Annotated in this window: 26 protein-coding genes and 1 pseudogene; 13 read left to right on the forward strand and 14 right to left on the reverse strand. The window is 69.3% G+C overall.

Annotated elements, in window-relative coordinates; genetic code table 11:
* Positions 1–14: 14 nt before the first annotated feature.
* The 5 genes and pseudogenes from ACFVVK_RS12035 to ACFVVK_RS12055 all read right to left on the reverse strand — a co-directional run bounded on the left by ACFVVK_RS12035 (position 15) and on the right by ACFVVK_RS12055 (position 4,909).
* On the reverse strand, positions 15–623 hold the full coding sequence (locus ACFVVK_RS12035) for a response regulator (RefSeq protein WP_390266739.1): 609 nt from the start codon (positions 621–623) through the stop codon (positions 15–17).
* On the reverse strand, positions 620–1,756 hold the full coding sequence (locus ACFVVK_RS12040; protein ID WP_390266741.1) for a sensor histidine kinase: 1,137 nt from the start codon (positions 1,754–1,756) through the stop codon (positions 620–622). The genes ACFVVK_RS12035 and ACFVVK_RS12040 overlap by 4 nt, the downstream gene beginning before the upstream one ends.
* Positions 1,757–1,782: 26 nt before the next feature.
* Entirely contained in the window at positions 1,783–2,640 is an 858-nt protein-coding gene (locus tag ACFVVK_RS12045) for an ABC transporter permease (protein ID WP_390266743.1), read from the reverse strand.
* Position 2,641: 1 nt separating this feature from the next.
* Entirely contained in the window at positions 2,642–3,589 is a 948-nt protein-coding gene (locus ACFVVK_RS12050; RefSeq protein WP_390266745.1) for an ABC transporter ATP-binding protein, read from the reverse strand.
* A gap of 173 nt (positions 3,590–3,762) precedes the next feature.
* Positions 3,763–4,909 (reverse strand): annotated as a pseudogene (locus ACFVVK_RS12055) (MFS transporter).
* A gap of 129 nt (positions 4,910–5,038) precedes the next feature.
* Between ACFVVK_RS12055 and ACFVVK_RS12060 the strand changes: the two are divergent.
* Positions 5,039–5,869, forward strand: coding sequence for a hypothetical protein (locus ACFVVK_RS12060; protein WP_390266747.1), 831 nt, complete (start codon positions 5,039–5,041; stop codon positions 5,867–5,869).
* A complete protein-coding gene (locus tag ACFVVK_RS12065) occupies positions 5,860–6,609 on the forward strand; it encodes a LamB/YcsF family protein (RefSeq protein ID WP_390266749.1) in 750 nt (249 codons plus the stop codon). Before ACFVVK_RS12060 ends, ACFVVK_RS12065 begins: the two co-directional genes overlap by 10 nt.
* A 21-nt stretch (positions 6,610–6,630) precedes the next feature.
* On the opposite strand, the gene ACFVVK_RS12070 is transcribed toward ACFVVK_RS12065, so the two are convergent.
* Positions 6,631–7,968, reverse strand: a complete 1,338-nt coding sequence (locus tag ACFVVK_RS12070) for a DUF445 domain-containing protein (RefSeq protein ID WP_390266751.1) — start codon at positions 7,966–7,968, stop codon at positions 6,631–6,633.
* A 50-nt stretch (positions 7,969–8,018) separates the two neighbouring features.
* On the opposite strand from ACFVVK_RS12070, the gene ACFVVK_RS12075 reads away from it, so the two are divergent.
* The 5 genes from ACFVVK_RS12075 to ACFVVK_RS12095 all read left to right on the forward strand — a co-directional run bounded on the left by ACFVVK_RS12075 (position 8,019) and on the right by ACFVVK_RS12095 (position 10,890).
* Positions 8,019–8,918 carry a glycerophosphodiester phosphodiesterase gene (locus tag ACFVVK_RS12075; protein WP_390266754.1) on the forward strand — a complete coding sequence of 300 codons (900 nt, stop codon included), beginning with the start codon at positions 8,019–8,021 and terminating at the stop codon, positions 8,916–8,918.
* 124 nt (positions 8,919–9,042) lie between these two features.
* Positions 9,043–9,489 (forward strand): hypothetical protein, encoded by a 447-nt coding sequence (locus tag ACFVVK_RS12080; RefSeq protein ID WP_390266757.1) that lies wholly within the window; start codon positions 9,043–9,045, stop codon positions 9,487–9,489.
* Positions 9,486–10,274, forward strand: coding sequence for an AzlC family ABC transporter permease (locus ACFVVK_RS12085; protein WP_390266760.1), 789 nt, complete (start codon positions 9,486–9,488; stop codon positions 10,272–10,274). Before ACFVVK_RS12080 ends, ACFVVK_RS12085 begins: the two co-directional genes overlap by 4 nt.
* Positions 10,271–10,582 carry an AzlD domain-containing protein gene (locus tag ACFVVK_RS12090; protein ID WP_390266763.1) on the forward strand — a complete coding sequence of 104 codons (312 nt, stop codon included), beginning with the start codon at positions 10,271–10,273 and terminating at the stop codon, positions 10,580–10,582. Before ACFVVK_RS12085 ends, ACFVVK_RS12090 begins: the two co-directional genes overlap by 4 nt.
* Before the next feature lie 116 nt (positions 10,583–10,698).
* Positions 10,699–10,890, forward strand: a complete 192-nt coding sequence (locus tag ACFVVK_RS12095) for a hypothetical protein (RefSeq protein WP_390266766.1) — start codon at positions 10,699–10,701, stop codon at positions 10,888–10,890.
* Between the two features lie 65 nt (positions 10,891–10,955).
* Here the strand turns inward: ACFVVK_RS12095 and ACFVVK_RS12100 are convergent, their stop codons facing one another.
* On the reverse strand, positions 10,956–11,588 hold the full coding sequence (locus ACFVVK_RS12100; RefSeq protein ID WP_390266769.1) for a TetR/AcrR family transcriptional regulator: 633 nt from the start codon (positions 11,586–11,588) through the stop codon (positions 10,956–10,958).
* Between the two features lie 175 nt (positions 11,589–11,763).
* Here ACFVVK_RS12100 and ACFVVK_RS12105 point away from each other — a divergent pair, with 175 nt between their 5' ends.
* The 6 genes from ACFVVK_RS12105 (at position 11,764) to ACFVVK_RS12130 (ending at position 16,732) form a co-directional block, all read left to right on the forward strand.
* Positions 11,764–12,111, forward strand: a complete 348-nt coding sequence (locus ACFVVK_RS12105) for an MTH1187 family thiamine-binding protein (protein ID WP_390266772.1) — start codon at positions 11,764–11,766, stop codon at positions 12,109–12,111.
* Between the two features lie 54 nt (positions 12,112–12,165).
* Positions 12,166–12,843 carry an O-methyltransferase gene (locus ACFVVK_RS12110; RefSeq protein WP_390266775.1) on the forward strand — a complete coding sequence of 226 codons (678 nt, stop codon included), beginning with the start codon at positions 12,166–12,168 and terminating at the stop codon, positions 12,841–12,843.
* A gap of 182 nt (positions 12,844–13,025) precedes the next feature.
* Positions 13,026–14,159, forward strand: coding sequence for an acyl-CoA dehydrogenase family protein (locus tag ACFVVK_RS12115; protein ID WP_390266778.1), 1,134 nt, complete (start codon positions 13,026–13,028; stop codon positions 14,157–14,159).
* Positions 14,153–15,658, forward strand: a complete 1,506-nt coding sequence (locus ACFVVK_RS12120) for a PIG-L family deacetylase (RefSeq protein ID WP_390266781.1) — start codon at positions 14,153–14,155, stop codon at positions 15,656–15,658. Before ACFVVK_RS12115 ends, ACFVVK_RS12120 begins: the two co-directional genes overlap by 7 nt.
* 5 nt (positions 15,659–15,663) lie before the next feature.
* A complete protein-coding gene (locus ACFVVK_RS12125; protein WP_390266784.1) occupies positions 15,664–16,458 on the forward strand; it encodes a glycosyltransferase in 795 nt (264 codons plus the stop codon).
* Positions 16,459–16,513: 55 nt separating this feature from the next.
* Positions 16,514–16,732, forward strand: coding sequence for a three-helix bundle dimerization domain-containing protein (locus ACFVVK_RS12130; RefSeq protein WP_390266787.1), 219 nt, complete (start codon positions 16,514–16,516; stop codon positions 16,730–16,732).
* Between the two features lie 71 nt (positions 16,733–16,803).
* Here the strand turns inward: ACFVVK_RS12130 and ACFVVK_RS12135 are convergent, their stop codons facing one another.
* The 7 genes from ACFVVK_RS12135 to ACFVVK_RS12165 all read right to left on the reverse strand — a co-directional run bounded on the left by ACFVVK_RS12135 (position 16,804) and on the right by ACFVVK_RS12165 (position 24,422).
* Complete coding sequence (locus ACFVVK_RS12135; RefSeq protein WP_390266789.1) at positions 16,804–17,811, reverse strand: zinc-dependent alcohol dehydrogenase family protein; 1,008 nt, start codon at positions 17,809–17,811, stop codon at positions 16,804–16,806.
* Between the two features lie 60 nt (positions 17,812–17,871).
* Positions 17,872–18,897 carry a universal stress protein gene (locus ACFVVK_RS12140; protein ID WP_390266792.1) on the reverse strand — a complete coding sequence of 342 codons (1,026 nt, stop codon included), beginning with the start codon at positions 18,895–18,897 and terminating at the stop codon, positions 17,872–17,874.
* Positions 18,898–19,011: 114 nt separating this feature from the next.
* A complete protein-coding gene (locus ACFVVK_RS12145) occupies positions 19,012–19,665 on the reverse strand; it encodes an IclR family transcriptional regulator (protein ID WP_390266795.1) in 654 nt (217 codons plus the stop codon).
* A 22-nt stretch (positions 19,666–19,687) separates the two neighbouring features.
* Entirely contained in the window at positions 19,688–21,376 is a 1,689-nt protein-coding gene (locus ACFVVK_RS12150) for a thiamine pyrophosphate-binding protein (RefSeq protein WP_390266798.1), read from the reverse strand.
* A 7-nt stretch (positions 21,377–21,383) separates the two neighbouring features.
* Positions 21,384–21,947, reverse strand: a complete 564-nt coding sequence (locus ACFVVK_RS12155) for a gamma carbonic anhydrase family protein (protein ID WP_390266801.1) — start codon at positions 21,945–21,947, stop codon at positions 21,384–21,386.
* Positions 21,948–22,021: 74 nt separating this feature from the next.
* On the reverse strand, positions 22,022–23,455 hold the full coding sequence (locus tag ACFVVK_RS12160) for a 2-hydroxycarboxylate transporter family protein (protein ID WP_390266804.1): 1,434 nt from the start codon (positions 23,453–23,455) through the stop codon (positions 22,022–22,024).
* 91 nt (positions 23,456–23,546) lie between these two features.
* Complete coding sequence (locus ACFVVK_RS12165) at positions 23,547–24,422, reverse strand: hydroxymethylglutaryl-CoA lyase (protein WP_390266807.1); 876 nt, start codon at positions 24,420–24,422, stop codon at positions 23,547–23,549.

Genomic DNA, 24,422 nt, shown 5'->3' on the forward strand with positions numbered 1-24,422 from the left:
TGAGGCAACCAGGCCTAGAGCAGCCAGCCGTTGTCTTCCGCCGCCCGGACGGCCTCGGCGCGGGTGCGGGCGCCCGTCTTTCCCATCGCGCTGGAAAGGTAGTTGCGGACGGTACCCTCGCTCAGGAACGTGGCCTGGGCTATGTTGGCGACCGTCCCGCCGTGGGCTGCTGCCCGGAGGACGTCGGTCTCCCGCCCGGTGAGGGGACTCTCTCCGCTGGCCAGCGTCTCCGCGGCAAGGGCCGGGTCCACGACGCGCAGCCCGCGGTGAATCCGTCGGACGGCGTCGGCGAGCTGCCGGGCCGGGGTGTCCTTGACCACGAAGCCTCCGGCCCCGGCCTGCAGGGCCCGCCGGAGGTAGCCGGGCCGGCCGAAGGTCGTGACCATCAGCACGCGGCAGTCCGGCGCCGCGCCGCGCACCTCGGCGGCCGCGGCAATGCCGTCCAGCCCCGGCATGTCGACGTCGAGCAGCGCCACATCTGCGCGGGACTCCAGCGCGGCGGCCAGCACCTCGTCGCCGCGGCCCACCTCGGCCACAACCTCAATATCGGGTTCCAGGCCGAGCAGCGCAGCAATGGCGCCGCGCACCAGGGCCTGGTCGTCCGCGATCAGGAGCCGGATCATGCGCTCACCCGCACGCGGAAGCCGCCCATCGGGGAGGGGCCAAGGCTCAGTGTCGCCCCGTGCGCAGCCGTGCGTTCCCTGAGCCCCCGCAGGCCCCCTCCGCCGGAATTCCCGGCCGGGCCCCGGCCGTCGTCGTCGATCTGGATCGCGCTGCTGCCCAGGGTGACCGTGCACCGGCTCGCGCCTGAATGCCGCACCACGTTGGTCACGGCCTCCCGCAGGACCCAGCCGAAAAGCTCCCGGAACTTTGCCGGAACCTCGTCCGCAGCCCCGGGCAGTTGCGGCTCAATCCCCGCCGCCTCCAGCGCGCTGCGGGCACTGGCCAGCTCGGAGCTGATATTTACGCCCCGGTAGCCGCTGACTGTGGCCCGGACATCCGCCAGCGCGCCGCGGGCCAAATCCTCCAGCTGGGCGACCTCCGCAGCGGCCTTCTCCGGAGCGATCGCGATCAGCCGGCCCGCGAGTTCTGCCTTGACGGCGATGACGGTGAGCGAGTGGCCCAGGATGTCGTGCATGTCCCGGGCCACCCTGTTCCGCTCCTCCGCAACGGCAAGTGCGGCCAGCTCGTTCTGGGCGTTGCGCAGCTGCCGGACGGTCTCGGTCTGGCGGCCGAAGGCATGCATCATGAGTCCGCCGGACAGAATGATGGCCGGCTGCACCAAGGACTGCTCCAAGGCTTCCCCGGCGGCGAGCTGCAGCAGCAGGGCAGAAACGCCGAGCCCGGCGATCAAGTAGTAGCCGATCGGGCCCGGGTACGCCTGCATCGCTGCCGCCACCGCGACAAAGGTCCAGGTCCATGAAGACTCCGGGCCCAGGGTCAGGAACAGCAGGAGGTCGACGGCGAGTAGGACGCCGAACGCGGCAAGCTTGAACCGCACCGTCCGCCCCCAGCTCAGCGGCGGGAGCGCGGTGTACGCGACAAACATGGCCACCATGTTGGCGCCGATGGCGAGCTTCAGCAGCACCGGGGTGTCGTCCACCATCCGGGCCGTCCACGCGCCCGTTCCCCAGAGGAGGGCCGCGACGCCGGCGCCGATGTACCAGCGCCGGGCGCGGGGTTCTGCCAGCGCGGAGCGCCAGTCCGTCCCCGCGCCGGGTCCCGGCCCGGTCCCGGTCGGATTCGAGCAACTCATACCGTTACCCTAAGGGCGGGCCGGGGCTAAACGCGTTTGGTGTCGCGGCGGAAGGCAAGCGCGGCGCCGGCGCCGAAGAGGACCAGCCACAGCAGGACGTTGCCGACGGCGAGCCAGTTGAACGCCTCGCCGGACAGCGGGGCGCGGGCGATCTCGCCGATCCCAAAGGTCGGGGTCCACACGCCGACCGCCTGCAACACGTCCGGCAGCTCGCTCAGCGGCATGAAGATGCCGCCGAAGAAGGCCAGGAAGGCCAGCACCGGGCCCACAAACTGCATGACGTTTTCGGACGGCACCAGGTAGCCAACCAGCAGGCCGAGGGCCGTGAACACGAGCGATCCGAGCCAGGCCGCCAGCCCGGCCAGGATCCACACCTGCCAGGGCATAGCTACCCCTGTTGCGGCGCCGGCGGCAAAAGTGGCAAGCACTGCGAGCAGGCCCAGGACCAGGCCCCCAAGAATCTTCACGGCGATGTTCGCGGCGGGCGTCAGGGGGGTGAGCCGCAGCTGCCGGCTCCAGCCCAGTGCGCGTTCCAGCGCGACGGCGCCCCCGGCTGCGGTGGAGGCGAGCATGGCTCCGTACACGGCGAAAGAGATCATTGCATAGGCCGCGACCGAGGTTCCACCGGTTTCCAGCGGCTGGCCTGGGTCAAGGGGTTCGTTGGCGTACTTCGCCCCGATCAGCAGGAACATGATCACGGGAAAGGCCACGGTGAAGAACACGGTGCGCTTGTTGCGCAGCCGGCGTCGCAGCTCTGTCTGGAGCAGCGTGAGGTTGAAGCCGCCCAACGGCGGGACACGGCGCTCGACGGCGACCGGGCGGGGTCCGGTGACGGGGCGGGGTCCGGTGACGGGGCTCATGGCGGGATTTTTCTCAGTGGTCATCTCAGCGATCTTCTCCGGTGGGGTCATCCGAGGTCAGCGCCAGGAACGCGTCCTCGAGATTGTGGGAAGTGATTTCGAGGTCGGCGGCGTCCGTGCGGGTCAGCAGGTAGCGGGCGACGGCGTCGGAATCGCGGGAGCGGACCACCAGCCGGTCTCCGTGGATCTCGACCGAATCCACTCCCTCGATCGCAGACACCGCAGCCTGGTCGACCCCGGGTGCGGTGGCCTGCAGTGTGCGGCCCGCGGCGAGGGCCTTGACCTCGGCAGCGGTGCCGTCCGCCACGATCCGTCCGCGCCGGAGCATGATGATCCGGTCCGCGTAGGCGTCCGCCTCGTCGAGGTAGTGGGTGGCGAATATTACGGTGCGGCCCCGGGCCGCATCGGCGCGGATCGCGGCCCAGAAGTCCCTGCGGCCCTCGACATCCATCCCGGTGGTGGGCTCGTCGAGGATCAGCAACCCGGGGTCGGAGAGCAGGGCCATGGCGAAACGGAGGCGTTGCTGCTGGCCCCCCGAGCACTTCTCCACAAGCCGGTCGCCGATCTCCAGGATCCCCGCCCGCTCGAGCACCTCGTCAACCGGACGGCTGTCAGCGAAAAGGGAAGCCGTCAACCGGACGGTCTCGCGGACGGTAAGGTCCTTGAGCAGGCCGCCTGTCTGCATCACGGCGGAGACCTGGCCGCGGGCGATCGCGGCCCGCGGCGTGGACCCGTAGATGCGGACGTCGCCACTGTCAGGCTGGCCCAGCCCGAGCAGCATGTCGATGGTGGTGGTCTTGCCGGCCCCGTTCGGCCCAAGGAATGCGACGATCTCGCCGGGGCGGATGTGCAGGTCGATCCCATTCACCGCCTGGACAGCGCCGAACGATTTCCGCAGCCCCGAAGCGTCAACAGCCGGCGGCGTGCCGATCGGTGGGCCCGAGACCGGGTGCACCAGGAGGTTTTCTGTCATGGAAGGCGCTCTTTCGGTTCGTGGACGGGTCTTTCCCCGATTACCCCTGATCCTGCCAGCGCACCGCGGGGCACCCCCCGTACATCCATCACCGATCGGGGATGACAAATGTCATCGCAGGAAGGCGGGTGCAGTGCGGGCAGTTCACCGTGGAGGGCGACGCTTGTCCGCCCCTAACCGCTGACCAGTCCGCCGCTTGCCGGCTCTTCGGCACTGCCGGCCAGGGGATGAGCCAGCTCATCGGCCGGCATCCGGGCGGCCGCCATCGCGACGACGGCCATCACAGGGCACACGGTCCCGGCCACGAGGAAGATCAGCCACAGCGGCAGCGCCTCGGCCACGGGTCCGGCGAGGGCCATGGAGAACGGCATGAGGGCCAGCGAGACGAAGAAGTCCAGGCTGGAGACGCGGCCGAGCAGGTGAGGCGGCACGCGGCGCTGCAGCAGGGTCCCCCAGATCACCATGCCCACGCCGCCGGTGGCGCCGAAGATGAACAAGGCTGCCGCCACGGCCCAGAAACTGTCCATGATCCCGACGGCGGCGATCGGCAGGCTGCCTGCACCCCAGGACACCATCATCACGGTGAGGTAGCGGCGCGGGAGCGGAAACGAGGCCGTGGCCAGGGAGGCCGCCGCGCCGCCGGCGCCCATGATCGCGAGCAGGAAGCCGAACATGCGCGAGTCCCCGCCGAGTTGGTCACGGACCACAAACGGGACGAGGACCTCGATGGGGCCGATGAGGAACAGCACGGAAATGCAGGCCCAGAGCAGGGTCCACAGCAGCCAGGGCGTGCGCAGGGTGTAACTGACGCCCTCTCGGAGGTCCTGGCGCAGGGACGACCTGGCCGGCAGCCTGCTGCAGGATCGGCCGCAGGGTTCCCTCCATGCCGTTGGCCGCCAGCAGGTCCTCGGCCGGCAGGATCCGCGGCAAGATGGCGGAGTAGGCGGGGAAGAAGAACGCGGCCCCGACGCCGAGCACAAAAGCGCCCAGCGCGAGATGCCAGAGCTGCAGCAAGCCCGCCATGGCCAGTCCGCTGATGGTGGCAACGACGGCGAGGTTGGTGCCCTCGACCGCGATGATCAGGAGCCGCTGGGGCAGGCGGTCGGCCGCGATCCCGCCGACGAGGAGAAACGCCACGAGCCCGACGCTGCCGGCGGCAGCCACGAGCGAGAGCTCCAGGGGTCCGCCGCCGAGGTAGATCACTTCGTAGACCATGGCCACAGCCCACATGCCGGAACCGAAAATGGAGATTGCCAGCGCCATGATCAGCACACGGTATTCCCGGTGCGCGAAGGGGCGGAGGGCTCGCAGAGCGGGCATGCGTCCAGTCTAACCACCGGTCCGGAACCGGGCGCGTCCCGGGGGCGGAGCGGGCCCTGCGGTGCCCGCGCGCTGCCGGTGCCCTAGTGTTAAGTGAACTTACTTTCACGGTTCCGACGAGAGGCGATCATGGCCAAGCGCAGCAACCCAGCAATGAAAATAGCTCAGGAAACAGCCCACAGCGCGATGTTTGACGCCGCCGGCCGTCCCCGGCCCGGCCTCCACAACATGCTCCTGCGCGCCGTCGAAGTGCAGCGGCCCCTAGTGCTGGCCAACATCCGCCGGCTCCAAGGCAGGCATCCGAACGCCACGGCCGCGGAGCTGGCCGCCATCCTGGAACGGGACTATCTGCTGGCCGTCACCGGCGGCGGGGCCGTGGTCGGTGGAGCAGCTGCGTTTCCGGGCGTCGGAACCGCGGCCGCCCTGGGTCTTTCGGCGGCGGCGGCCGTCGGTTTCCTCGAAGCCACCGCACTGTTCTCCACCTCGCTTGCCGAACTGCACGGCGTCCGGCTCGTGGATCCGGACCGGGCCAGCACGCTCGTCATGGCGATCATGCTCGGGGAGGAAGGCACCCAGCTCCTCAGCTCGCTGAGCGGACAAACAGCCGGCCGTGGCAAGAGCCCCACCCAGGCGTGGACCACTGCCTTCACGCGCCGCGTCCCCCTCGCCGGTTTCGGCACGGTGCGCGAGCGGATCCAGACGATGTTCCTGCGCTCCTTGGTCAAGAAACAGGGCACCGCGCTGCTGGGTCGTGCCCTGCCGTTTGGCATCGGTGCCGTCGTCGGCGGCGTCGGCAACCGGCTGATGGGCCGTGCGGTGGTGGCGAACGCCAAGGAAGCATTCGGGTCCCTGCCTGAGACGATCCCGGGCGAACTGCAGGACTTGGGCGAATACGGCATAGCTCCGGACCGTGGCGCGCGGCGGATCCCGGGCAAGGACGGCGGCCGGCCTTGGATCTGAATGCTGATCTGGGGGAGTCCTTCGGAACCTGGACCATGGGCCAGGACGCCGCCATGTTCCCCCTTGTCACCAGCGCCAGCGTGGCGTGCGGGCTGCATGCCGGCGATCCGGTAACCATGCTGGACACCTGCCGGGCGGCCTATGAGCTCGACGTCCGGGTCGGCGCGCACATCGGCTATCCGGACCTCGCCGGCTTCGGCCTCCGTGCCATGGACATGACCTTCGATGATCTTTTCGGAGCGGTGCTGTACCAGCTCGGCGCGCTCGACGGCGTCGCCCATGCCGTGGGCGCCTCGGTGGACTACGTCAAGATGCACGGGGCGCTCTACAACCGAACCGTGCGGGACGCCGAACAGGCGTCCGCCGTGATCGCCGCCATCCAGGCCTACGACCCCGGGCTCCCCGTCCTGGGCTTCCACGGTTCGGCCCTGCTGGGCATCGCCAAGGACGCCGGCCTTCCCGTCTACTCCGAAGCCTTCGCGGACCGCGCCTACCTGCCGGACGGCACCCTCGTGCCGCGCCTGCAGGACGGGGCCGTGCTGCACGACGCCGGGCAGATCGCCGAGCGGGCAGTCCGCCTCGCCACGAAGGGAGAAGTGGAAGCAGTCGACGGCACCGTGCTGCGGGTCGAGCCGCACTCGCTGTGCCTCCACGGCGACACGCCCGGCTCCATTGCCACGGCCACCGCGATCCGCGGTGCCTTGGAGGCAGCCGGCGTGGAGCTGGAGAGCTTCGCCTGAACCTGTGCCCCCCGTGGAAGGTCAGCCGAACAGCAGGGTCGCCACCGTGAAGATGGCCAGCCCGGCCAGGGCGCCCACCACGGTGCCGTTGAGCCGGATGAACTGCAGGTCCTTGCCCACCTGCAGCTCGATCTTCTGGGACGTCTCCTCGGCATCCCAACGCGACACCGTGTCCGTGATGACCCCGGCGATGTCCGAGCGGTAGGTCTTGACCAGATAGCTCGCGGCGTCGCCGATCCAGGCGTTCACCTTGCCGGCGAGCTCGGGATCGACCACCAGCCGGGTGCCGAAGTCATGCACAGCCGCCTTGAATTTGACGGTGAGTTCGCTGTGCGGATCATCGACGGCGGTGAGCAGCGCCGTCTTGATGGTGTCCCAGGTGCGGGAAGCGAGCTCCCGGACTTCAGGGTCGCCGAGCACCTGTGCCTTGATGCCCTCGGCCCGGGCGATCATGACCGGATCGTGCTGCAGGTCCTGCGCAAGGTCCTTGAGGTACTTGTCGATCGAACGGCGGACCTGGTGCTGCGGATCGGACTGCACGGCGCGGGTGAACTTCAGGATCTCCACGTACACCTTGTCGCCCACGAGCCCATCCACGAAGGACGGCACCCACGTCGGGGAACGGTCGGTGACCAGCCTGTTGACGGTCTCCTGGTTGTCCCGCACCCAGTCCACCGCGCGGTCCACCAGCAGGTCCACCAGTGCATGGTGGTGCCCGTCGTCGAAGACCCGCTCGGCGAGCCGGCCGACAGGCGGTCCCCACGGCGGGGTGAGCAGGTGCTTGCGGACCATCGACTCGATCACGGCCTGGACGTCGTCGTCGTTGAGGACCTTGAACGCGCCGCGGATGACGGCCGCGCCCTCCTTGGCGACGCGGTCCGGGCCGCCGGGACTGGACAGCCACGCGCCCGCCTTCCGGGCGATGTCCGCGGACGCCAGCTTCTCCTGGACCACCTGCTCGGAGAGGAAGTTCGTCTCCACGAATTCCCCCAGCGAGGCGCCGATCTGGTCCTTGCGGCGGGGGATAATCGCGGTGTGCGGGATCTTGATTCCCATGGGGTACTTGAACAGGGCCGTCACGGCGAACCAGTCCGCCAGGGCACCGACCATGCCGCCCTCGGCTGCGGCGCGGACGTATTCGAGCCCCGGATACTGCTTCTGGAAGGCGAACGCGACGACGAAGATCACGGCCATGACGATCAGGAGCGACAAGGCCAGGAGCTTCATCCGCCGCAGCGCCGCTGCCTTCTCGGCGTCGCCGGCCGCCGCGGACCGGCGTCGGGCGGCGGCTTCCTGCTCAACGCCGCCAGGGAGTCCCGCGGCATCGGCCAGGGAGCTTGGCTGAGTATTAACCTGCATGAGCCCAGCCTAGACCCGCCGGGGAACCGGCCGTCCGCTAACGTGGCACCATGACGACTGACGAGTCCGCCGCAGCCCGTCCCCAGGTCTATGCTCACCGCGGCTCCAGCAGGGCCTTCGCCGAGCACACACGGGCCGCCTACCTGCAGGCAATCGCCGACGGCGCCGACGGTGTGGAGTGCGACGTCCACCTGACCCGGGACCAGCATGTGGTGCTGCTGCACGACGCCACGTTGGACCGCACCTCGGACGGTACCGGGCAGGTCGCGGACCGGACCCTGGCAGAACTCCGCCGGCTGGACTTCTCCTCCTGGAAGGGAGCGCGGATCCCGGAAGCCTACGGCGCCCGGAGCGAGCAGTTTCTGACCCTGCCGGAGCTGCTCGATATCCTGCGCGGGGCCGGGCGCAGGATTGGACTGGCCATTGAGCTGAAACACCCCAGCCCGTACCAGCTCCGCCTCGAGGACCGTGTCCTCGACGTCCTGCGGAACGAGGGCTGGGACCCGGCGACGTCGATGCTCGCGAACATCAGGGTTTCCTTCATGAGTTTCAGCCCCGACGCCGTTAGGCACCTGCTGCAGATCGTGCCGGCGGAGGCCGTCTGCCAGCTCGTGGACGACGTCACGGTCGCGGATATCCGCGAGGAACTGCGCCTGGGCGCCCTGACCGGAAGCGCCCTGGCCAATGTCATGCGGGCCGCGCGGTCCGAAGGTGAACGGATCCTGGATGCGGCTGAGGCCGGCATCGCCGGTCCCGGCATTGGATACGTCCGCGCCCACCCGCAAGCTGTGCGGCGCTGGCTGGGCTCGGGGCGCCGGCTCCGGGTGTGGACGGTCGACGCCGAAGCGGACGTCGAGCGGTGCAGGGAGCTCGGGGTCCACGAGATCACCACGAATTGCCCGGCGCAGGTCCTGGCCCAGCTCATGCCCCACAGCCAGAGTCCCCGGTAGCCGCCCGGCGGTCTTCATGCAGCGCTCCTGCGGCGCCCACGGCGCACTGCGCTACCGGCCGGCTCGGCGGGGGACAGCAACGCGCGGATTACAGCGGGCGTGGCCGCTGTGGTTGAGTGGTTGCATGCCATTTCGCTGGTCCGGCCGGACCCTCCACACGTTGTCCGCGGCGGCGATGAGTGCCCTGCTGCTCACCAGCGCCGCCAAGCACATCCGCGAGCCTGAATTCTTCCACCAGGTGGTTCCTGAAGCCCTCTGCCGGAACGACTCCGGCGAGCGGCGCAACGGCCCGCTGGCCGTGCTCTCGCGTGAGGAATGGGTGGCGGCCACCGGCCTCCTGGAAGCGGCCGCCGCCGTCGGGCTCCTGATCCCGGCCACCCGGGCCGCAGCCGCTACCGGCATCACGGCCACGTTCACCGTGTTCCTCGCCGGCCACCTGGATGCCCTGCGCAAAGCCTACGGGCCGGAAGGCACACGGCGCGGGCGCCAGGTTCACGCGCTGCGCCTGCCGCTCCAGGCGCCCCTCATCGCGTGGGCCTGGACCCTGACCAAGGGGAACCTGCGGCCGTGAAAATCCTGCAGTCACCTGCGGTCCGGATCGGACTGTCAATCAGCGTTGCCACCGGCCTTTACGGCATCTCCTTTGGCGCGCTCTCCGTGACCTCCGGGCTCGATTTCTGGCAGACCATGGCCCTGAGCCTGCTGCTGTTCAGCGGCGGCTCGCAGTTCGCCTTCATCGGCGTGGTGGCCGGCGGCGGATCCGGCATCGCCGCCATGGGTGCCGCGACGCTGCTGGGCATGCGCAACGGCATTTACGGCATGCAGATCAACGCGCTGCTGCAGCCGCGCGGGTGGCGCAAATTCGCCGCTGCGCAGCTGACCATCGACGAGTCGACGGCCACCAGCACCGGGCAGACTGACCCGCAGGAGCAGAAGCGCGGCTTCTGGACCGCCGGCATCGGCGTCTTCGTCCTCTGGAACTTGTTCACGGCCCTCGGCGCGCTCGCGGGCGGCGCGCTCGGGGACCCCAAACAGTGGGGGCTCGACGGCGCCGCCGTGGCTGCGTTTTTGGGCCTGCTCTGGCCGCGGCTCAAAGGCAGGGAACCGGTGGCCATCGCGGTCGTCTGCGCGCTGGCCACGGTGTTGGCCGTGCCGTTCGTGCCGCCGGGAGTGCCGATCCTCGTCGCCGCCGTCGTCGCGGCCGGAATCGGCTGGTTCAGCCACGCCCGCACCGACGAGGGCCTCGAACCCGACGTCGATCCCTACGCTGAGCAGCACGAGCACCGCCACGGCCACGCAGGCCACACAGACCGCGCGGGAGACCTCCCCGCCGACCGCGACGGAGGCGCCGCATGAGCCTCTGGATCTGGCTCCTGCTCTCCTGCCTGCTGGCCTACGCCTGGAAGCTGCTCGGGTATCTGGTGCCTGCCAGCCTGCTCCGCAACCCGCGGATGTCCCGAATTGCGGGGACCATGACGATAGGGCTCCTGGCATCCCTGACGGTGGTCAACGCCGTTGCCTCGGGCCAGTCCCTCGCGCTGGACGCACGGCTTGGCGCGCTGGCCGCGGCCGCCGTCGCCCTGTGGTTCCGCGCACCGTTTTTGGTAGTAGTGATCGTCGGAGCCGCTGCGGCCGCCGGACTGCGGCTCCTGGGCTGGGATTGAGCCGGAGCCGGGTTGGATCTGGGCCGCCGGACGGGCCGGCGCTCCCGGGTGCAGGCGCGCCAGGAATGGTCTTTAGTCCCTACTTGCCGCGCGGATCGCATGGGACCATTTCGACCATGAGCGATCGGAACGACCCGGAGGATGGTGAGCCGCGCAAGGACCAGCGCGGCAAGCAGTACGAGTCGTTTTCTTCGGCAGGGGCCGAGTCCACGAGGGGATTTCGCGATGTGGCGCGCCGCCGGCGGGAAGCCGAGGAGAAGCTGCAGCAGCACCTGCTCGCAGCGAAAGAAAGGCCGGCGGAAGGCTAGTGCCCCCGGTGGGGCCCTTTAAAGCAACCGTCTAAGGCAACCGTCCCAAGGCTGGTACCTGCCGCCTAGCCAAGAACCGCGTCGAACGAGGTGCCCGGCAGCGGCGCTTGGGGAGGCAGCGCCCGGACCGGACGCTCCGTCCGGATCGCGTCCTCGACCAGTGCCACAGGACGCTGCCATGCGTCGGAGCCCGCCTCCATGGTGTCCACCGCTCCGATCAGCATGGCCAGCAGGCGGATCATGTCCGTCATGGAAATATCGCTGCGCAGCGTGCCCTGACCCTGCCCCCGGCCCAGCAGCACCGCGATGGATTCAATCAGGCCCCCGGTGATCCCGGCCAGCAGCCCGCGTCGGCCGGCGACCGCCCCGAGGAGGTTGGCTTCGTCGCTGGCGACCCGCATCATGGCGTTGATGACCCGGAAGAGCCCGGCAGCGGCGTCGGGATCGTCCAGGGCATCGTCGATGGTGGGATCAACGTGGAGCCGGAGCTGCCGGTTCAGGGCCGCGAGGACGAGTTCTTCCTTGTCGGCGAAGTTGCGGAACAGGGTGGCCGGACCCACGCCCGCGGTGACGGCGATGGTCTGCAACGGCACTTCGGGGCCGTGTTCGCGGAAGCACTCCCGGGCCGCGGAGATGATTTTGTCGACGTTGCGTGCGGCGTCGGCACGGAGCGGCCTGCGGTCTACTGCCCGGTTCATTTGCCTAGGGTAGCAACGCACGGGGCGGACGAACCGGTTACCGGCCGGTAGTGCCTTATATGACACTCGGCGTCGCGCATCCTCTCGCCCGGCGGCGGGAGATCGCGTGAAAGACTGATGCGCGACGGCACGGAATTTCCGCCCGGCTGTCCGGACCACTGAAGGGAATCACCTCATGCTCGTCGCATTCTCCGTAGCGCCCTCCGGTGACCCGGCCAACGGCCAGGCACCCGGCGACGCTTCAGTCCACGACGCCGTCGCCGCCGCCGTGCGGATCGTGCGGGAGTCCGGTCTGCCCAACCGGACGAGTTCCATGTTCACCGAAATCGAGGGGGAGTGGGACGAGGTAATGGATGTCGTCAAACGCGCCACCGACGCGGTGGGGGGCTACGGTTCGCGCGTCTCCCTGGTCCTCAAGGCTGACATCCGGCCCGGTTACAGCGGCGAGCTGACCGGCAAGGTGGAGCGCCTGGAAGACGCCATCGGAGCGCAGGAGGCCGGCGGCCCCGGGCTCGCGGAATAACAACCGGCAGGATCCGGTCTACCGCTGGGGCCGGGCGGCTGGAACACTGGGGGCATGATCGAGCATCAGGCCACCCCCGGCTGGGCCGCCGTCGAAAACTTCCTTTCAGAAGTTGTGGTCCGCCCGGACCCCGGTCTCCAGCGCGCCGTGACCGCCGCCCTTGACGCTGGCATGCCGCCTATCGAAGTGGCGCCTAACGCTGGCAAACTGCTGAAACTGCTGGTCCAGCTCTCCGGCGCCCGCCGCGTCCTGGAAATCGGTACGTTGGCCGGCTTCAGCACGATCTGGATGGCCCAGGGACTGCCCGACGACGGCCGCCTGGTCACCTGCGAATTCCTCCCCAAACATGCGGCCGTGGCGCGCACCAACATCGACGACGCCGGGCTCGGCCGCAAGGTGGACATCCGGGTGGGGGCGGCGCTGGACACCCTGGGCGCCCTCGACAAGGAGCCGGGTCCGCCCTTCGATTTTGTGTTCATCGACGCCGACAAGGAAAACAACCCGCAATATCTCGACTGGGCCATCCGACTGGGCCGGCCCGGCACGACGATCGTGATGGACAATGCGGTATGGGAGGGGGCGGTCCTGGACGCCTCCATGGATCCGGAGAACGCTCCGGGGATCGTCAGCGCGCTGCAAATGATGGGCGAGGACCCGAGGCTGGACGGGACCGTCATCCAGACCGTGGGGTCCAAGGGCTGGGACGGCTTTGCCCTGGCGCTCGTGCGGTAGGCAGGGGAACGCCGCAGACGGCAGCGCAGGCAGCCGACGGCGCGGTAACAATGGACGCCGGCGTGCGGACCCGGCCAGCGGTACCCAAGAGCTAAGTATGCTTAGATCTACTTGTTCGCGGGCCGGCTGCCGGCCGCGGACACGTCCAACGACGCACAGCCCGAAGGGAACAGACCTCCGCCATGAACGGGACCCCCGCAGCGCCGCGGCCTGTCAGGATCAGCTCCGCTCCGGCCTACCTGCACACGATCGGTCCGCTGTTGTCCGCTGCGCAGGCTGGCGTCGGCGATGTGACCGCGCTGCTGGACCTGGCCAAGGGCGCCGGCGTGACGGCGCCGAAACCGGGAGAGGGCCGGACCGCCTACCTGTGGGAGATCCTCGCCTCCGTCACCGCCGTCGACGTCGCCGCGGGACGTGTGCTGGAACCGCACCTTGACGCCGCCGCGATCCTCGCGCAGGCCGGCCTTAAGCCGGGCCTCCATGCCGCCCTCAACGGGGAAGGCGGGGACTCTGCGGATTCGGACGCCGCCAAGGTCGCCGGCGCCCAGTTTTCAGGCGCGTGGGGCGTGTTCGCGGCGGAGGCCCCCGGCCTGCGCCTCGAGGCCCGGGAAGCCGCCGGTGAATGGCTGCTGCACGGTTCGAAGCCGTGGTGTTCGCTGGCTTCCCGGCTGGACCATGCGGTCATTACAGCGCACATGGAAGGCGGCGGCCGCGCCGCGTTCGCGGTGGATCTCCATGCGCAGGGCGTGAGCGTCGCGGATCCCGGGTGGACCAGCAGGGGATTGCGTGAAATCCCCAGCGGCACCGTCCAGTTCGAGGCAGTGCCGGCCGTGCCGCTGGGCGGTCCGGGCTGGTATTACGAACGTCCCGGCTTCGCCTGGGGCGGCATGGGTGTGGCCGCGTGCTGGCTGGGCGGCGCCGTCGCGGTGGCCCGGAGCTTCACCGCTTCGCTGCGGAAGGCCGCGGATGGCGGACGCGAGCCGGACCAGATCGCGCTGGCCCGGCTCGGTGAAATTGACCGCACCCTGGCCGCCCTGACCGCCTACCTGGCCGCAACAGCGGCGAGGATCGACTCCGGTGAGCTGTCGGGCAAGGGCGCCTGGCAGGAGGCCCTGCGCGTCCGGGGAAGCGTCGCCGCCGCCGTCGAACGCATCCAGAGACTGGTAAGCCAGAACCTCGGCCCCGGTCCGCTCGCCTTTGATGAGGCCTATGGCAAGCGGATGGCGGACCTCTCGCTGTATATCGGCCAGCATCACGCCATGCGCGACGACGCCCAGCTCGGCGCCCTGACCCTGAAAGGAGAGGACCCATGGTGAGTTTCAGCCACACCGATGTCGGGACCAGCGAGGACGCGTGGGCGGCAAGCGGGGTGAGGGAACTTCCGCAGCTTCCGCTGGATGCCACTGAACTCGCCGGCAGCACCTTCATCATCCTGGCCGCCCACCCCGACGACGAGACGCTGGGGGCCGGCGGGCTCATGGCCCGCGTGGAGGCCCTCGGGGCCGACGTCCGGGTCCTGCTGTGCACAGCCGGCGAGGCTTCGCACCCCGCGTCCCTCACCACGACGCCGGAACGACTAGCAGCGCAGCGGCTGGAGGAATTCGGCGGCGGCCTGGCATCCCTCCTTAACGAGCGCAAGTGGCAGTACCTTGGGCTGCCCGACGGCGGACTCGCGGACAATCGCGACCAGCTCCGCTACGCGCTGCAGGCCGAAATCGGCGTCGTCGCCGCGGCAGGCGGGCTGCTTCCGGAGCAGATCGTCGTGGTCGCCCCGTACCGGCACGATGGCCACACGGACCACGACGCCTTGGGTTCCGTCGCCGCCGAGGTCAGCGCCGCGGGCGGATACGGGCTGCTGGAGTACCCCATCTGGTACTGGCTGTGGGCCGAGCCGACCGATCCGGCCTGGCGTTCCTGGCGGCGCTTTCCGCTGGGCCCGGCCGACCGGCAGGCCAAAGCCGCGGCCATGGCTGCCCACACGTCACAGGTAGAGCCGCTCTCGGAGCTGCCGGGCGACGAGGTGCTGCTGCCCCCGGCCTTCCTCGCCCACTTCGAACGGTCCTGGGAGACCTTCGCCTGGCATCCGGCGGCTTCCCCCGCCGCTGCTGCCGCCGCGTCCGTTCCCGCGGCCGGCCTCGGCGGCGACGGCGGGTCCCGCCGCGGTGCCCCCGACGACGGTGCATCCCGCCGCTACACGGCCGGTGACGCGGAACGCATCTTTGACGCCGTCCACCGCGGCGACGAGGACCCCTGGGAGTACACCACCAGCTGGTACGAGCAGCGTAAGCGCGCGCTCACCCTGGCGGCCCTGCCCGACGAACACTACGCAGCAGGCCTTGAAATCGGGTGCTCGATTGGGACCCTGAGCCTGGAGCTTGCGCAGCGGTGCGACAGCTTCCTCGCCGTCGACGCCAGCAGCGCCGCCCTGGCGCAGGCCACCATCCGGCTTGCCCAGGTTCCCGCGGCGCGCACGAGCCACCTCACCGTTCCGCATGAGTGGCCGGACGGGCAGTTCGACCTCATCGTGATCTCCGAGGTGGGCTATTACCTGTCCCCGGATGAGCTGGCCGGGCTGTTGGAGCGGGTCGAGGCCGCGCTCCTACCCGGCGGTACCCTGGCGCTGTGCCACTGGCGGCACCCGGTCTCGGGATGGGAGCTCGACGGCGACGCCGTCCACGCCGCGGCCCGCCGCCAGCTGGGCTGGGCCGGAGCCGGGCTCTACCGGGAGGACGATTTTGTCCTGGAAGTGCTTCTTGCCCCCGATGCTGGCTCCCTGTCCGCCGCACCGTCCCCCGCCCCGGCGCGGGGACGGTGACGTAGATGGCTGCACTGGCCGCCCTGCCGCTGCCGCGCGGACACCGGATCGAACGGGTCGCCGTCGTGATGCCGGCGCACAACGAGGAAGAGCACCTGGGGCCGGCGCTGCAGGCCCTGCAGCAGTCCGCGGATGCCCTGCGCCGGGTCCGGCCCGACGTCGTCGTTCGGGCGACAGTGGTGCTGGACAGCTGCACGGACGGCTCGGCCGCCATCGCGGCCGGTTACGCTGCCGCGGACCCGCGCATCAGCGTCCTGGCGGTCGGCTACCGCAGTGCCGGCGCCAGCCGTGCCGCCGGCGTCCGGGCCGCGGGCATCGGGATAACCCGCCGCCCGGGGCAGCGTTGGTCTCCCTCGCCCTGGGCCGGCCGGACCTGGCTGGCCAACACCGACGCCGATTCCCGGGTCCCGGAAAACTGGTTGGTGCGCCAGCTTGAGTTTGCCGAGGCCGGAGCCGATGCCGTGCTGGGATCCGTGGAACCGGACCCGGCCGGAATGGATCCGGAACTGCTCCGGCGCTGGCGGGAACACCACCCGTTCCATGAGGACCACCCGCATATCTACGGCGCCAATTTCGGCGTCCGGGCCTCCGCCTACCTGGCCGCCGGAGGGTTCGCGCGGATCACGTCCGAGGAGGACCGCGCCTTGGTCCACGGCCTTCGCAGCCGCGCGTTCACGGTCACGGCGACGGACAGCACCCGGGTCATGACGTCCGGCCGGACCCTCGCCCGGGCGCCACACGGCTTCGGGGCTTACCTTCGGGCGCTGGGCCGGGCGCTGCCGCCGCCCAGCGCCGGTTGATTCGTTGATTCGTTGATTCGTTGACGCCGGGACCGGGTCGTTCCACACTGAAGGAATGACTGGTGCGGAGAAAGAACCCAGCATCGAACCCGTGGTTGACCGCCTGGCGGCCCGCTTTCCGCACGTCCCGCGTTGGCACATTGTGGGGGTTGTGGGCGAGGAATTCGACGCCCTCAATGCAGGCCGGATCAAGACGTTCATCCCCACCCTGGCCGAACGGGGCGCCCGCGTGCGGCTCCAGACCGAGTTCGGGCTGCGCGCCGCCAGCGAATGAGGTGCGGCGAGTCCGCCGGAAGCTCCTCCGGGCGGTGCCGCACGGTTCCGGCGAGTTCGACGGCGGCCCCGTCAGGGCTGGTCCACGTGCAGCACCGCCGCGCCCGTGATGCGGTCCTCCGCCAGGTCCTGCAGGGCCCGGTCCGCTGCCGTGAAGGGGTAGGCAACAGTAGTGGGACGGAGCGGGATCTCGGCGGCGATCCGGAAGAACTCCTCGCCGTCGGCCCTGGTGTTGGCGGTAACGCTGCGCAGCTGGCGCTCCTCGAAAAGCTCGGTGGCGTAGTGCAGGGGAGGGATGTCGCTCAGATGGATGCCGGCGACGGCGAGCGTGCCGCCCCGGTCCAGGGCACGCAGGGCCGCCGGGACCAGGCTGCCGGCGGGTGCGAACAAGATGGCGGCATCGAGCGGATCAGGCGGCGGATCCTCGGCGGCGCCGGCAAATGTGGCGCCCAGCTCCAGGGCCAGACGGCGTGCCTGCGCGGACCGTGTCATGACGTACACGCGGGCTCCGCGGTAGAGGGCGATCTGGGCGGCCAGGTGGGCGGAGCCGCCGAAGCCGTAGATGCCCAGCCGTCCGCCGATGGGTAGCTCGGCCCGGGTCAGCGCCCGGTATCCGATGATGCCCGAGCAGAGCAGCGGGGCCGCCTCCTCGTCGCTGAACGCCTGGGGGAGGCGGTACGCGAAGTCCTCGGCCACTGTCATCAGCTCGGCGTAGCCGCCGTCGCGGTCCCAGCCCGTGAACGTCGGGGACAGGCAAAGGTTTTCCTGGCCGCGCAGGCAGAACCGGCAGGTTCCGCAGGTGCCGCCCAGCCAAGCCACGCCGACGCGCTCGCCGATGCTGAAGCGGGTGGCCGCCGGGCCCAATCCGATCACTTCGCCCACAGCCTCGTGGCCCGGAATGGTGCCGGGTTTGCGCGGCTCGAGGTCGCCCTCGGCCAGGTGCAGGTCAGTGCGGCAGACTCCGCAGACCCGGACCCGCAGCAGGACCTCGCCGTGCCCGGGGTGGGGGTCCGGGCAGTCTGCCGGCACGAGGGGCCCGCTGGAGATCGGTCCCGGCTGCTCAACCCGCCAGGCGCGCACGGCGGCCTCCTTCTCTGCGGTCCTCTGTAGTTTTATGCGGCTGTGGTTCCGTGCGACAGCTCAGCGGCTGACCAGGATGTTGCAGCGTGCCTTGTGCAGCACGGCGGACACCGTGTTGCCGGGGCCCGCGGCAGGGTTGTGGGTGCCGAGCACCAACGCGTCGGCCTCGGCCGCGGCAGCGAGCAACTCCCGGGACGCGGCATGGCCCTTGCGCAGGAGGCCGGAGATTTCCAGGTCTGGAGCGGACATCCGGGCTTGGCTGACGGCGTGGTCCAACAGCTCCTGGCCGTGGAGCGGGGCATGGCGGCCGTGCTCTTCCGTGGCCCGACCCGATGGGTCCACATGGACAAGCTGCAGCGGGGCGCGGAGGACTTTGGCGAGCCGGACGGCGTCGGCCAGGGTTGCCGGGCTCCGGGGGGAGGCATCAACGCCTACCAACACGGGCCTGCCCGGGCTGCGCGGGCGCCGCACGGCCATCAGCGGGCAGGGCGCGGAGCCGGCGAGTTCCAGGCAGACCGAGCCGGCCAGCGGCCCCAGTACGGCTCCGATTCCGCGGCTTCCCACCACCAGCAGCCGTGCGTCTCGGCTGGCTTCGCGCAACACGGGCGCCGGAAGACCGGTTCCCATGACGCCCTCCACCGAGGGTCTGCCCGGGACGCCGGACCCGGCAGTGCGTGTTGCGATATCGCTTGGGCCGCTGTCGCCGGTAAGGAACCGGGGCGCTCCGTCTTCCGCGGCCGGCCGCGGCCCAGCCTCCCCGGACGATAATCCGGCGGAACGGTCGACACCGGCCGCGCCAGTACCCGGCGCCGCCGCGGCGGCGCTGCGTGCCAGTTCGACGCCCTCGGCCAGGATGGTCTCGGCAGAGTGCCGCAGCCCGCTGCCTGCCACGCCTTTGACCGGGCCCAGGTTCTTGGTGAAGACGGGCCACACCCACGCGTGGACCACCCGGAGGTTAAGTCCGGCCTCCGCGGCGTATGTGACCGCCCAGGTGACGGCCTGCCGGGCGGTCTCGGACCCGTCATAGCCAACTGCCACCGTGCCGCGTCCCTGCACTGTGGGGTCTTGCACTGCGGGTGCCGACATGCTTCCTCCCGGATTAGCGGCCGTGCCCCTCCCCAGCGCGCAGGTGCCCCCAGTAGAACGCCGCGGCCAACGGTGCGCTAGGGACTTTGGTCCCGCGATTAGTCGGCTGTGGACCTACTTTGGTTTTTCCACTGCTTGGGCGATCCTCTCGGCTGCCTGCACCACCAAGGCTCCGAAGTCTGCGCCGGGGGAGTCCGAAACCCGGGCCAGCGGCATGGCCAGGCACACGGCTGCGATGATTCCCTCGTCGGTGCGGACAGGTGCGCTGACGGAACCCAATCCAGGGGTGCGGGCCCCGGCTGATTCGATCCAGCCGGTTGACGCCAGATCGTCGAGGGCGTCCTCGTCACCTGCAAGGAGACGGCCGCTCGATCCCTGGGGCAGGGGAAGCCTGGAACCGGGAGGCAGGGTGGCGCGGAGTTCGTGACGGCTGTCGACACTCACGAGGCAAACGCGCTCATCACCCCGCCGCACCCACAGCTGCGCCGTTTCGTTGGTGCGGTCCCGCAGTTCCTGAAGGACGGGTGCACCGGCGTTCTCAAGTGAGGAGCGGACGAACCGGTCACCCAGCCTGAAAGCTCCGCTTTCGGCACGCCGGAGGAACCCGTAGTCGGCCATTTGCAGGGCCAGGCGGTGCGCCGTCGACAGCGAGAGGCCGGTCCGCCGTGACAGCTCGCTTGCTGAAACGGCGGACCGGCCCACGGCATCGAGGATGGCGGCGGCACGTTCGAGCGTGCGGTTGCTTCCGTTGGTGTCAGTAGACGGCATGTGGACAGCCTATGATGCCCGCTTAGCCCTTGGCGGCCACGGACTCCGTCATGTATTCGGCCACAACCTTCTGCGAGATGGCCACGTCCAGCACGAAGACGCCCTCGTCGTGGGTGGCGAGCCAGTCCTGAAGTTGCCTTAGGTCGGCCAGGGTGTGTGCCTTGGTCCCGTCGGCGCCAAGGGCGCGGCCGACGGCGGCGAAGCCCACTTCGTCGATGAGCATCGCCTGGTCGTGCAGCCCCTTCACGGCGTACTGGTGCAGTTCGGCGCCGTAGGCGGAGTCGTTGAGGACCACCACCACGCCCTTGCGCGTGGCCCGGAGGAATGTCTCAAAATCGGCCAGGCCCATCAGCCCGCCGCCGTCGCCGCTGACCAGCACCGTGGTGCGCTCGGGGCGGGCCACAGAGACTCCGGCGGCGGACCCGAAGCCCATCCCGATGGACTGGAAGGCGGTGCCGACGAGGATCATGGCGTGCGGGTCCGGGACGGAAAGGTACATCGGTGCCCAGCCAATGAAGTGGCCGCCGTCCATGACCACGGAACGTTCAGCCGGGAGGATCTGGTCCAGGGCAGCGACGACGGCGCGCGGGTTGAGGCGGCCGTCGGGGCCGAATTCGACGGGGTCTTCGCTGGGATGTGATGAACGGAAGTCCGTGCTCGACACTTCGGGGACGTTGTCACGCCACGTCGATGCTGCGCGGGGGAGGCGTTCGAGAAGGCCTTCGATGAACGGGCGGATGTCCGCCCGGACGTACTCCGCAGCTGCTCGGTGGCCGGTGTCCGGTTCGTTGTCGACCCGGATGATCGTGGTGCCTTCCGGGAACAGGGTTCCGTAGCGTGTCTGGAAGATGTTCTGGCTGGCCCCCACCACCAGGACGACGTCCGCCTGCCGCGCAACGTCGAGGCGGTGGCGGCGGGTGAAGCCGCCGGCGATGCCCAGGTCCCAGGGGCTGTTGAAGGCGTTGGCTGCCATGACCGAGGTCATGAAGAGGGCGCCGAGCCGGTCGCCCACGGCGCCCAGGGAAGCGGTTGCATCGGCAAGCAGCACGCCGCGTCCGGCCAGGATCAGGGGTCGCTGGGCTGCGGCGAGCAGGCCGGCTACCCGGTCCAGTTCGCCAGGTTTTGCGTGCCAGGCCGCCTTCACGGGCAACGGTTCGAGCGGTTCCGTCTCAGCGGGCGGCGCCGTGGCCAGATCGTAGGGAATGGCGAGCACCACGGGCTGTACGGTTTGCAGCGCGAGGTCGAAGGCGCGGTGGGCGGCGGCGGCGGCGTTGTCTGGTCCGGCCACGAGGGTGACCACGCCGGCTGCTTCGCTTGCCTTGGCTTGGTCGATGTCGAACGGCCGCGGACCGCTTGAGGGTGCATCTCCTGCGACCAGGACCAGCGGGATACGGGCCATGCGGGCCTCAGCGAGTGTGGTGTAGGCGTTGGTGAAGCCAGCACCGTAGGTGGTGGTCGCGGCTGCCACGTCCCCGGTTGCCCGGTAGTACGCGTCCGCCATCGCGACGGTGGCGGATTCGTGGCGGGCGGAGGTGAAGGGGAACCCGCGGCGGGTCAGCCTACTGATCAGGTGGACGTTGCCATTGCCCATCAGGCCGAACAGATGGGCCGCCCGCTCTGCCACAACGTCGGCGACTATCGCGGAAACGTGGCCCTCGTCCGGAAGCGCAGATGCCTCGCCTGTCGGAATTTCGGTGCTGGTAGTCGTCATGGCGTTCTCATGTTCCTAGAGTTGAAAGGAGGGGGTAAACGGAAAGGACCCGCGATGCCGCGTCGCGGTGCTTTCGGCTGAGTGCGACGTAGGTGGCGGCGTTCTGCCGGCAGTGCTCTATTTCCTCCGGCGTTAGCGGGCGGCGCACCTTGGCGGGAACCCCTGCCACGAGGAAGCCCGGCGGCACCTCGGTGCCCTCGAGGACCAGTGCATTGGCCGCGACCAGGGAACCGGCCCCGATGACGGCGCCGTTTAGGACTGTCGCATTCATGCCGATGAGTGCACCTTCGCCCACTGTGCAGCCGTGCAGCACAGCCCCGTGTCCCACGCTCACGCCACTGCCGATGCGCGCGGGGTAGCCGGGGTCCGCGTGCACAACAGCGGTGTCCTGGATATTGCTGCCCTCGCCGATCAGGATGTCTTCCATGTCTGCCCGAAGGACCGCCCCATAGAAGATGCCCGTGCCGGCGCCAACAGTTGCTGGTCCGACGACGGTGGCCGTGGGAGCCACCCAGGCGTCATCGGCTATGGATGGAGTGCGGCCGTCAAGGGCCAGGATGTTGTTGCTCAAGATGGTCCTTCGTTGGTGGGTTGCGACGGCGGTGCCCGCAGCTGTGCGGGCACCGCCGTTCTTCCCTGCTGTTGTTAGCTAAGGAACGGGACGATCAGTGACGTCACGAACAGGACGAGCGCTCCGCCGAGGCGGTTGGTGAGGGCCGCGAACGGCATGAGGTGCATGCGGTTGGCCGCGCTCAGGACGGAGACGTCGCCGCTGCCTCCGGTGTCGGCCATGACCAGGCCGGGCGTGATGGATGCTTCCACGAAGTTGAACTTCACGAGCCATCCGAGGAACCCGGAGGTCAGCGTTGCGATGATGACGGTGCAGATGGTGAGCAGGATGAACAGGGGATTGCTCAGGGAAGCGAAGACCTGTGTCATGTCGATGTAGGTGATGCTGACGCCGACGAGCAGGGCCGGAACCAGCACTGTGCCAATCAGATCGCCCCAGTCCGCGGTGGAATCCTCGACGTCCTGGGGGAGCAGCTTGAAGATCTTCACTACCGCGGCGGCGATGATGGTCCATGCGTAGGGGTGCAGTCCGGGAATGAAGGCGGCCACGAGGTTGCCGAAGACAAAGAGGCTGCCGGCAATCAGGAGGCCCTTGCCCAGAGCAATGAAGGAGGAGGTGTCGCGCTTCGGCGGCAGGGTGAGGTCGCCGCCGCGGCCGGTGATCCGCAGTAGCTGGCCGTGCCCGTTGAAACCCACGAACAGCTGTTTTTTGCGCTTGCCGAGTCCGTTGTAGATACCCGCAATAAGGATGCAGACCACGTTGGCCATCACGACGGCGGACATGAGGTCACCCATGAAGGTGGCGGAGTCACCGCCGGTCGCTGCGGCGTACATCTTCGACATGGGCAGGGCACCGACCCCAAGCCCGCCGGCCATGATGGGCGCGGCTATGAACAGGATGCCGTCGACGAAGCCGAAACCCGTCAGCGCTGCTATGACCCCAACGAGAACGAAGGTCGCGATCAGGCAGCCGATGAGGGGGACAGCGAACCGCGGACCCGCCTTCAGCAGTAGCGCACGTGGCATGCCGAGGATGGAGCCGGCGATGATACCGACGACGAAGAAGTCCAGGAAGCCCTGCCCGTCAACGAAGTTCTTCACCACCGAGACGATGTTCTCCGGCATCCACCCCAGAAACACCAGTGTGGCGGGGACAAAAGTACACAGGATGGTGGGGAGACCGAAGTCCCTGACCACCGGGAAGAGGTTGCCGATCCAGATGAAAAGGCCGCCGAGGAGGATGGTGGTGGCAAAACCCACCACCATCGTGTCCGGGAGGTTGCCCGTGAGTGCGGCGGCGAGGACCAGGCCCGCGAGGACGAGGTAGAGGGGAGCAGGGACGCTCGCGATGCGGAATCCCTGATTGCCGGGGTAGTGAGTGCCGGGGCGGGGTCCTGCGGTGCGGGTTACCGGATGCTCGACGCCACCGGCGGGGCCGGAGGTGGTCTCGACCGTGGCGTTGTCCGTTGGTTCGCTGGTGATTTCCGTGGTGCGGGGGCTTGTAGACATCATCGTCTCCAAAACGGTGAGTAGGAATTGTTGGTTGATGCGTGCCTTTGAAGGCGGCTGGGTTGCTGCTTGGGATTTAGCGCGCAATTCTCTAGCGGGTAGGGTCGAGCGGCCCGGCGGCAGGGGAGGTCGTGACCGCGTCGCGGGCGAGGCGGACGGCTTCCGCGAGACGGTCCTCGTCAATACCTGTCTCATGGCCTGCGTCGTGCAGGTGCCGAACGAGTTCCTCCGTGGCGATGTTGCCGTGGGCGCCGGGGGCGAAGGGGCAGCCGCCGTAACCGCCCAGGGCTGCGTCGAAGCGGGTGATGCCGGTATCTACGGCCGCGCTGGCGGTGGCCAGTGCCTGGCCGTGAGCGTTGTGGAGGTGGAGGTAGTAGGTGAGGTCCGGCTCTGCCTCGCGGACGTGTCTCATGCTGGCCATCACCTGCTGGGTAGGGGTGGTGCCCAACGTGTCAGCCAGGCCGACGTCGCGGATGCCCATGTCCTTAAAGGCGCGGACCACACGCAGGAGGTAGCCAGGGTCGATGCTGCCTTGGAAGGGGCAGGTGAATGCCGTGGAGATACCGGCAAAGAAGCGGGTTTCGGGGACCCGGGCCACAGCGGAGGCGAGGCTTGCGAGGGCGTCCTCGATGGCCTGTCCGGCGTTTGCGTTGCTGTGCGCCTGACTGGCTGAAGTGACCACCTGTATGTCCGTGGCTCCTGCCTCGACGGCACGCTCGATGCCCCTGCCGTTCAAGGCCAGGCTGGTGTAGGTGACGTCCGCGACAACCGGCAGCGATGAAATGACGTCGGCGGCGTCGACCATCTGGGGTACGCGCCTCGGGTTGACGAAGGATGCTGCTTCAATGCGCTTGATCCCCGCCGCGACCAGAGCCTCAGCGATCTCGAGCTTGTGCGCTGTTGAGACGATGACCGGTTCGTCCTGCAGCCCGTCGCGGAGGAAGACATCGGTGATTTCCACCTTCAT

Origin of the sequence: Arthrobacter sp. NPDC058192, from assembly GCF_042883665.1 — a bacterium.
In the GTDB taxonomy this organism is placed as follows: Bacteria; Actinomycetota; Actinomycetes; order Actinomycetales; family Micrococcaceae; genus Arthrobacter.

Excerpts from the sequence above, each read along its gene's own strand:
- ACFVVK_RS12050 (WP_390266745.1), bottom strand. The coding sequence starts at position 3,589 with ATGACAGAAAACCTCCTGGTGCACCCGGTCTCGGGCCCACCGATCGGC.
- ACFVVK_RS12095 (WP_390266766.1), top strand. The coding sequence starts at position 10,699 with ATGAGCGATCGGAACGACCCGGAGGATGGTGAGCCGCGCAAGGACCAG.
- ACFVVK_RS12145 (WP_390266795.1), bottom strand. The coding sequence starts at position 19,665 with ATGCCGTCTACTGACACCAACGGAAGCAACCGCACGCTCGAACGTGCC.
- ACFVVK_RS12140 (WP_390266792.1), bottom strand. The coding sequence starts at position 18,897 with ATGTCGGCACCCGCAGTGCAAGACCCCACAGTGCAGGGACGCGGCACG.
- ACFVVK_RS12080 (WP_390266757.1), top strand. The coding sequence starts at position 9,043 with ATGCCATTTCGCTGGTCCGGCCGGACCCTCCACACGTTGTCCGCGGCG.
- ACFVVK_RS12160 (WP_390266804.1), bottom strand. The coding sequence starts at position 23,455 with ATGTCTACAAGCCCCCGCACCACGGAAATCACCAGCGAACCAACGGAC.
- ACFVVK_RS12075 (WP_390266754.1), top strand. The coding sequence starts at position 8,019 with ATGACGACTGACGAGTCCGCCGCAGCCCGTCCCCAGGTCTATGCTCAC.
- ACFVVK_RS12125 (WP_390266784.1), top strand. The coding sequence starts at position 15,664 with ATGGCTGCACTGGCCGCCCTGCCGCTGCCGCGCGGACACCGGATCGAA.
- ACFVVK_RS12040 (WP_390266741.1), bottom strand. The coding sequence starts at position 1,756 with ATGAGTTGCTCGAATCCGACCGGGACCGGGCCGGGACCCGGCGCGGGG.
- ACFVVK_RS12120 (WP_390266781.1), top strand. The coding sequence starts at position 14,153 with ATGGTGAGTTTCAGCCACACCGATGTCGGGACCAGCGAGGACGCGTGG.
- ACFVVK_RS12090 (WP_390266763.1), top strand. The coding sequence starts at position 10,271 with ATGAGCCTCTGGATCTGGCTCCTGCTCTCCTGCCTGCTGGCCTACGCC.
- ACFVVK_RS12165 (WP_390266807.1), bottom strand. The coding sequence starts at position 24,422 with ATGAAGGTGGAAATCACCGATGTCTTCCTCCGCGACGGGCTGCAGGAC.
- ACFVVK_RS12070 (WP_390266751.1), bottom strand. The coding sequence starts at position 7,968 with ATGCAGGTTAATACTCAGCCAAGCTCCCTGGCCGATGCCGCGGGACTC.
- ACFVVK_RS12115 (WP_390266778.1), top strand. The coding sequence starts at position 13,026 with ATGAACGGGACCCCCGCAGCGCCGCGGCCTGTCAGGATCAGCTCCGCT.
- ACFVVK_RS12035 (WP_390266739.1), bottom strand. The coding sequence starts at position 623 with ATGATCCGGCTCCTGATCGCGGACGACCAGGCCCTGGTGCGCGGCGCC.
- ACFVVK_RS12105 (WP_390266772.1), top strand. The coding sequence starts at position 11,764 with ATGCTCGTCGCATTCTCCGTAGCGCCCTCCGGTGACCCGGCCAACGGC.
- ACFVVK_RS12150 (WP_390266798.1), bottom strand. The coding sequence starts at position 21,376 with ATGACGACTACCAGCACCGAAATTCCGACAGGCGAGGCATCTGCGCTT.
- ACFVVK_RS12110 (WP_390266775.1), top strand. The coding sequence starts at position 12,166 with ATGATCGAGCATCAGGCCACCCCCGGCTGGGCCGCCGTCGAAAACTTC.
- ACFVVK_RS12100 (WP_390266769.1), bottom strand. The coding sequence starts at position 11,588 with ATGAACCGGGCAGTAGACCGCAGGCCGCTCCGTGCCGACGCCGCACGC.
- ACFVVK_RS12045 (WP_390266743.1), bottom strand. The coding sequence starts at position 2,640 with ATGACCACTGAGAAAAATCCCGCCATGAGCCCCGTCACCGGACCCCGC.
- ACFVVK_RS12130 (WP_390266787.1), top strand. The coding sequence starts at position 16,514 with ATGACTGGTGCGGAGAAAGAACCCAGCATCGAACCCGTGGTTGACCGC.
- ACFVVK_RS12060 (WP_390266747.1), top strand. The coding sequence starts at position 5,039 with ATGGCCAAGCGCAGCAACCCAGCAATGAAAATAGCTCAGGAAACAGCC.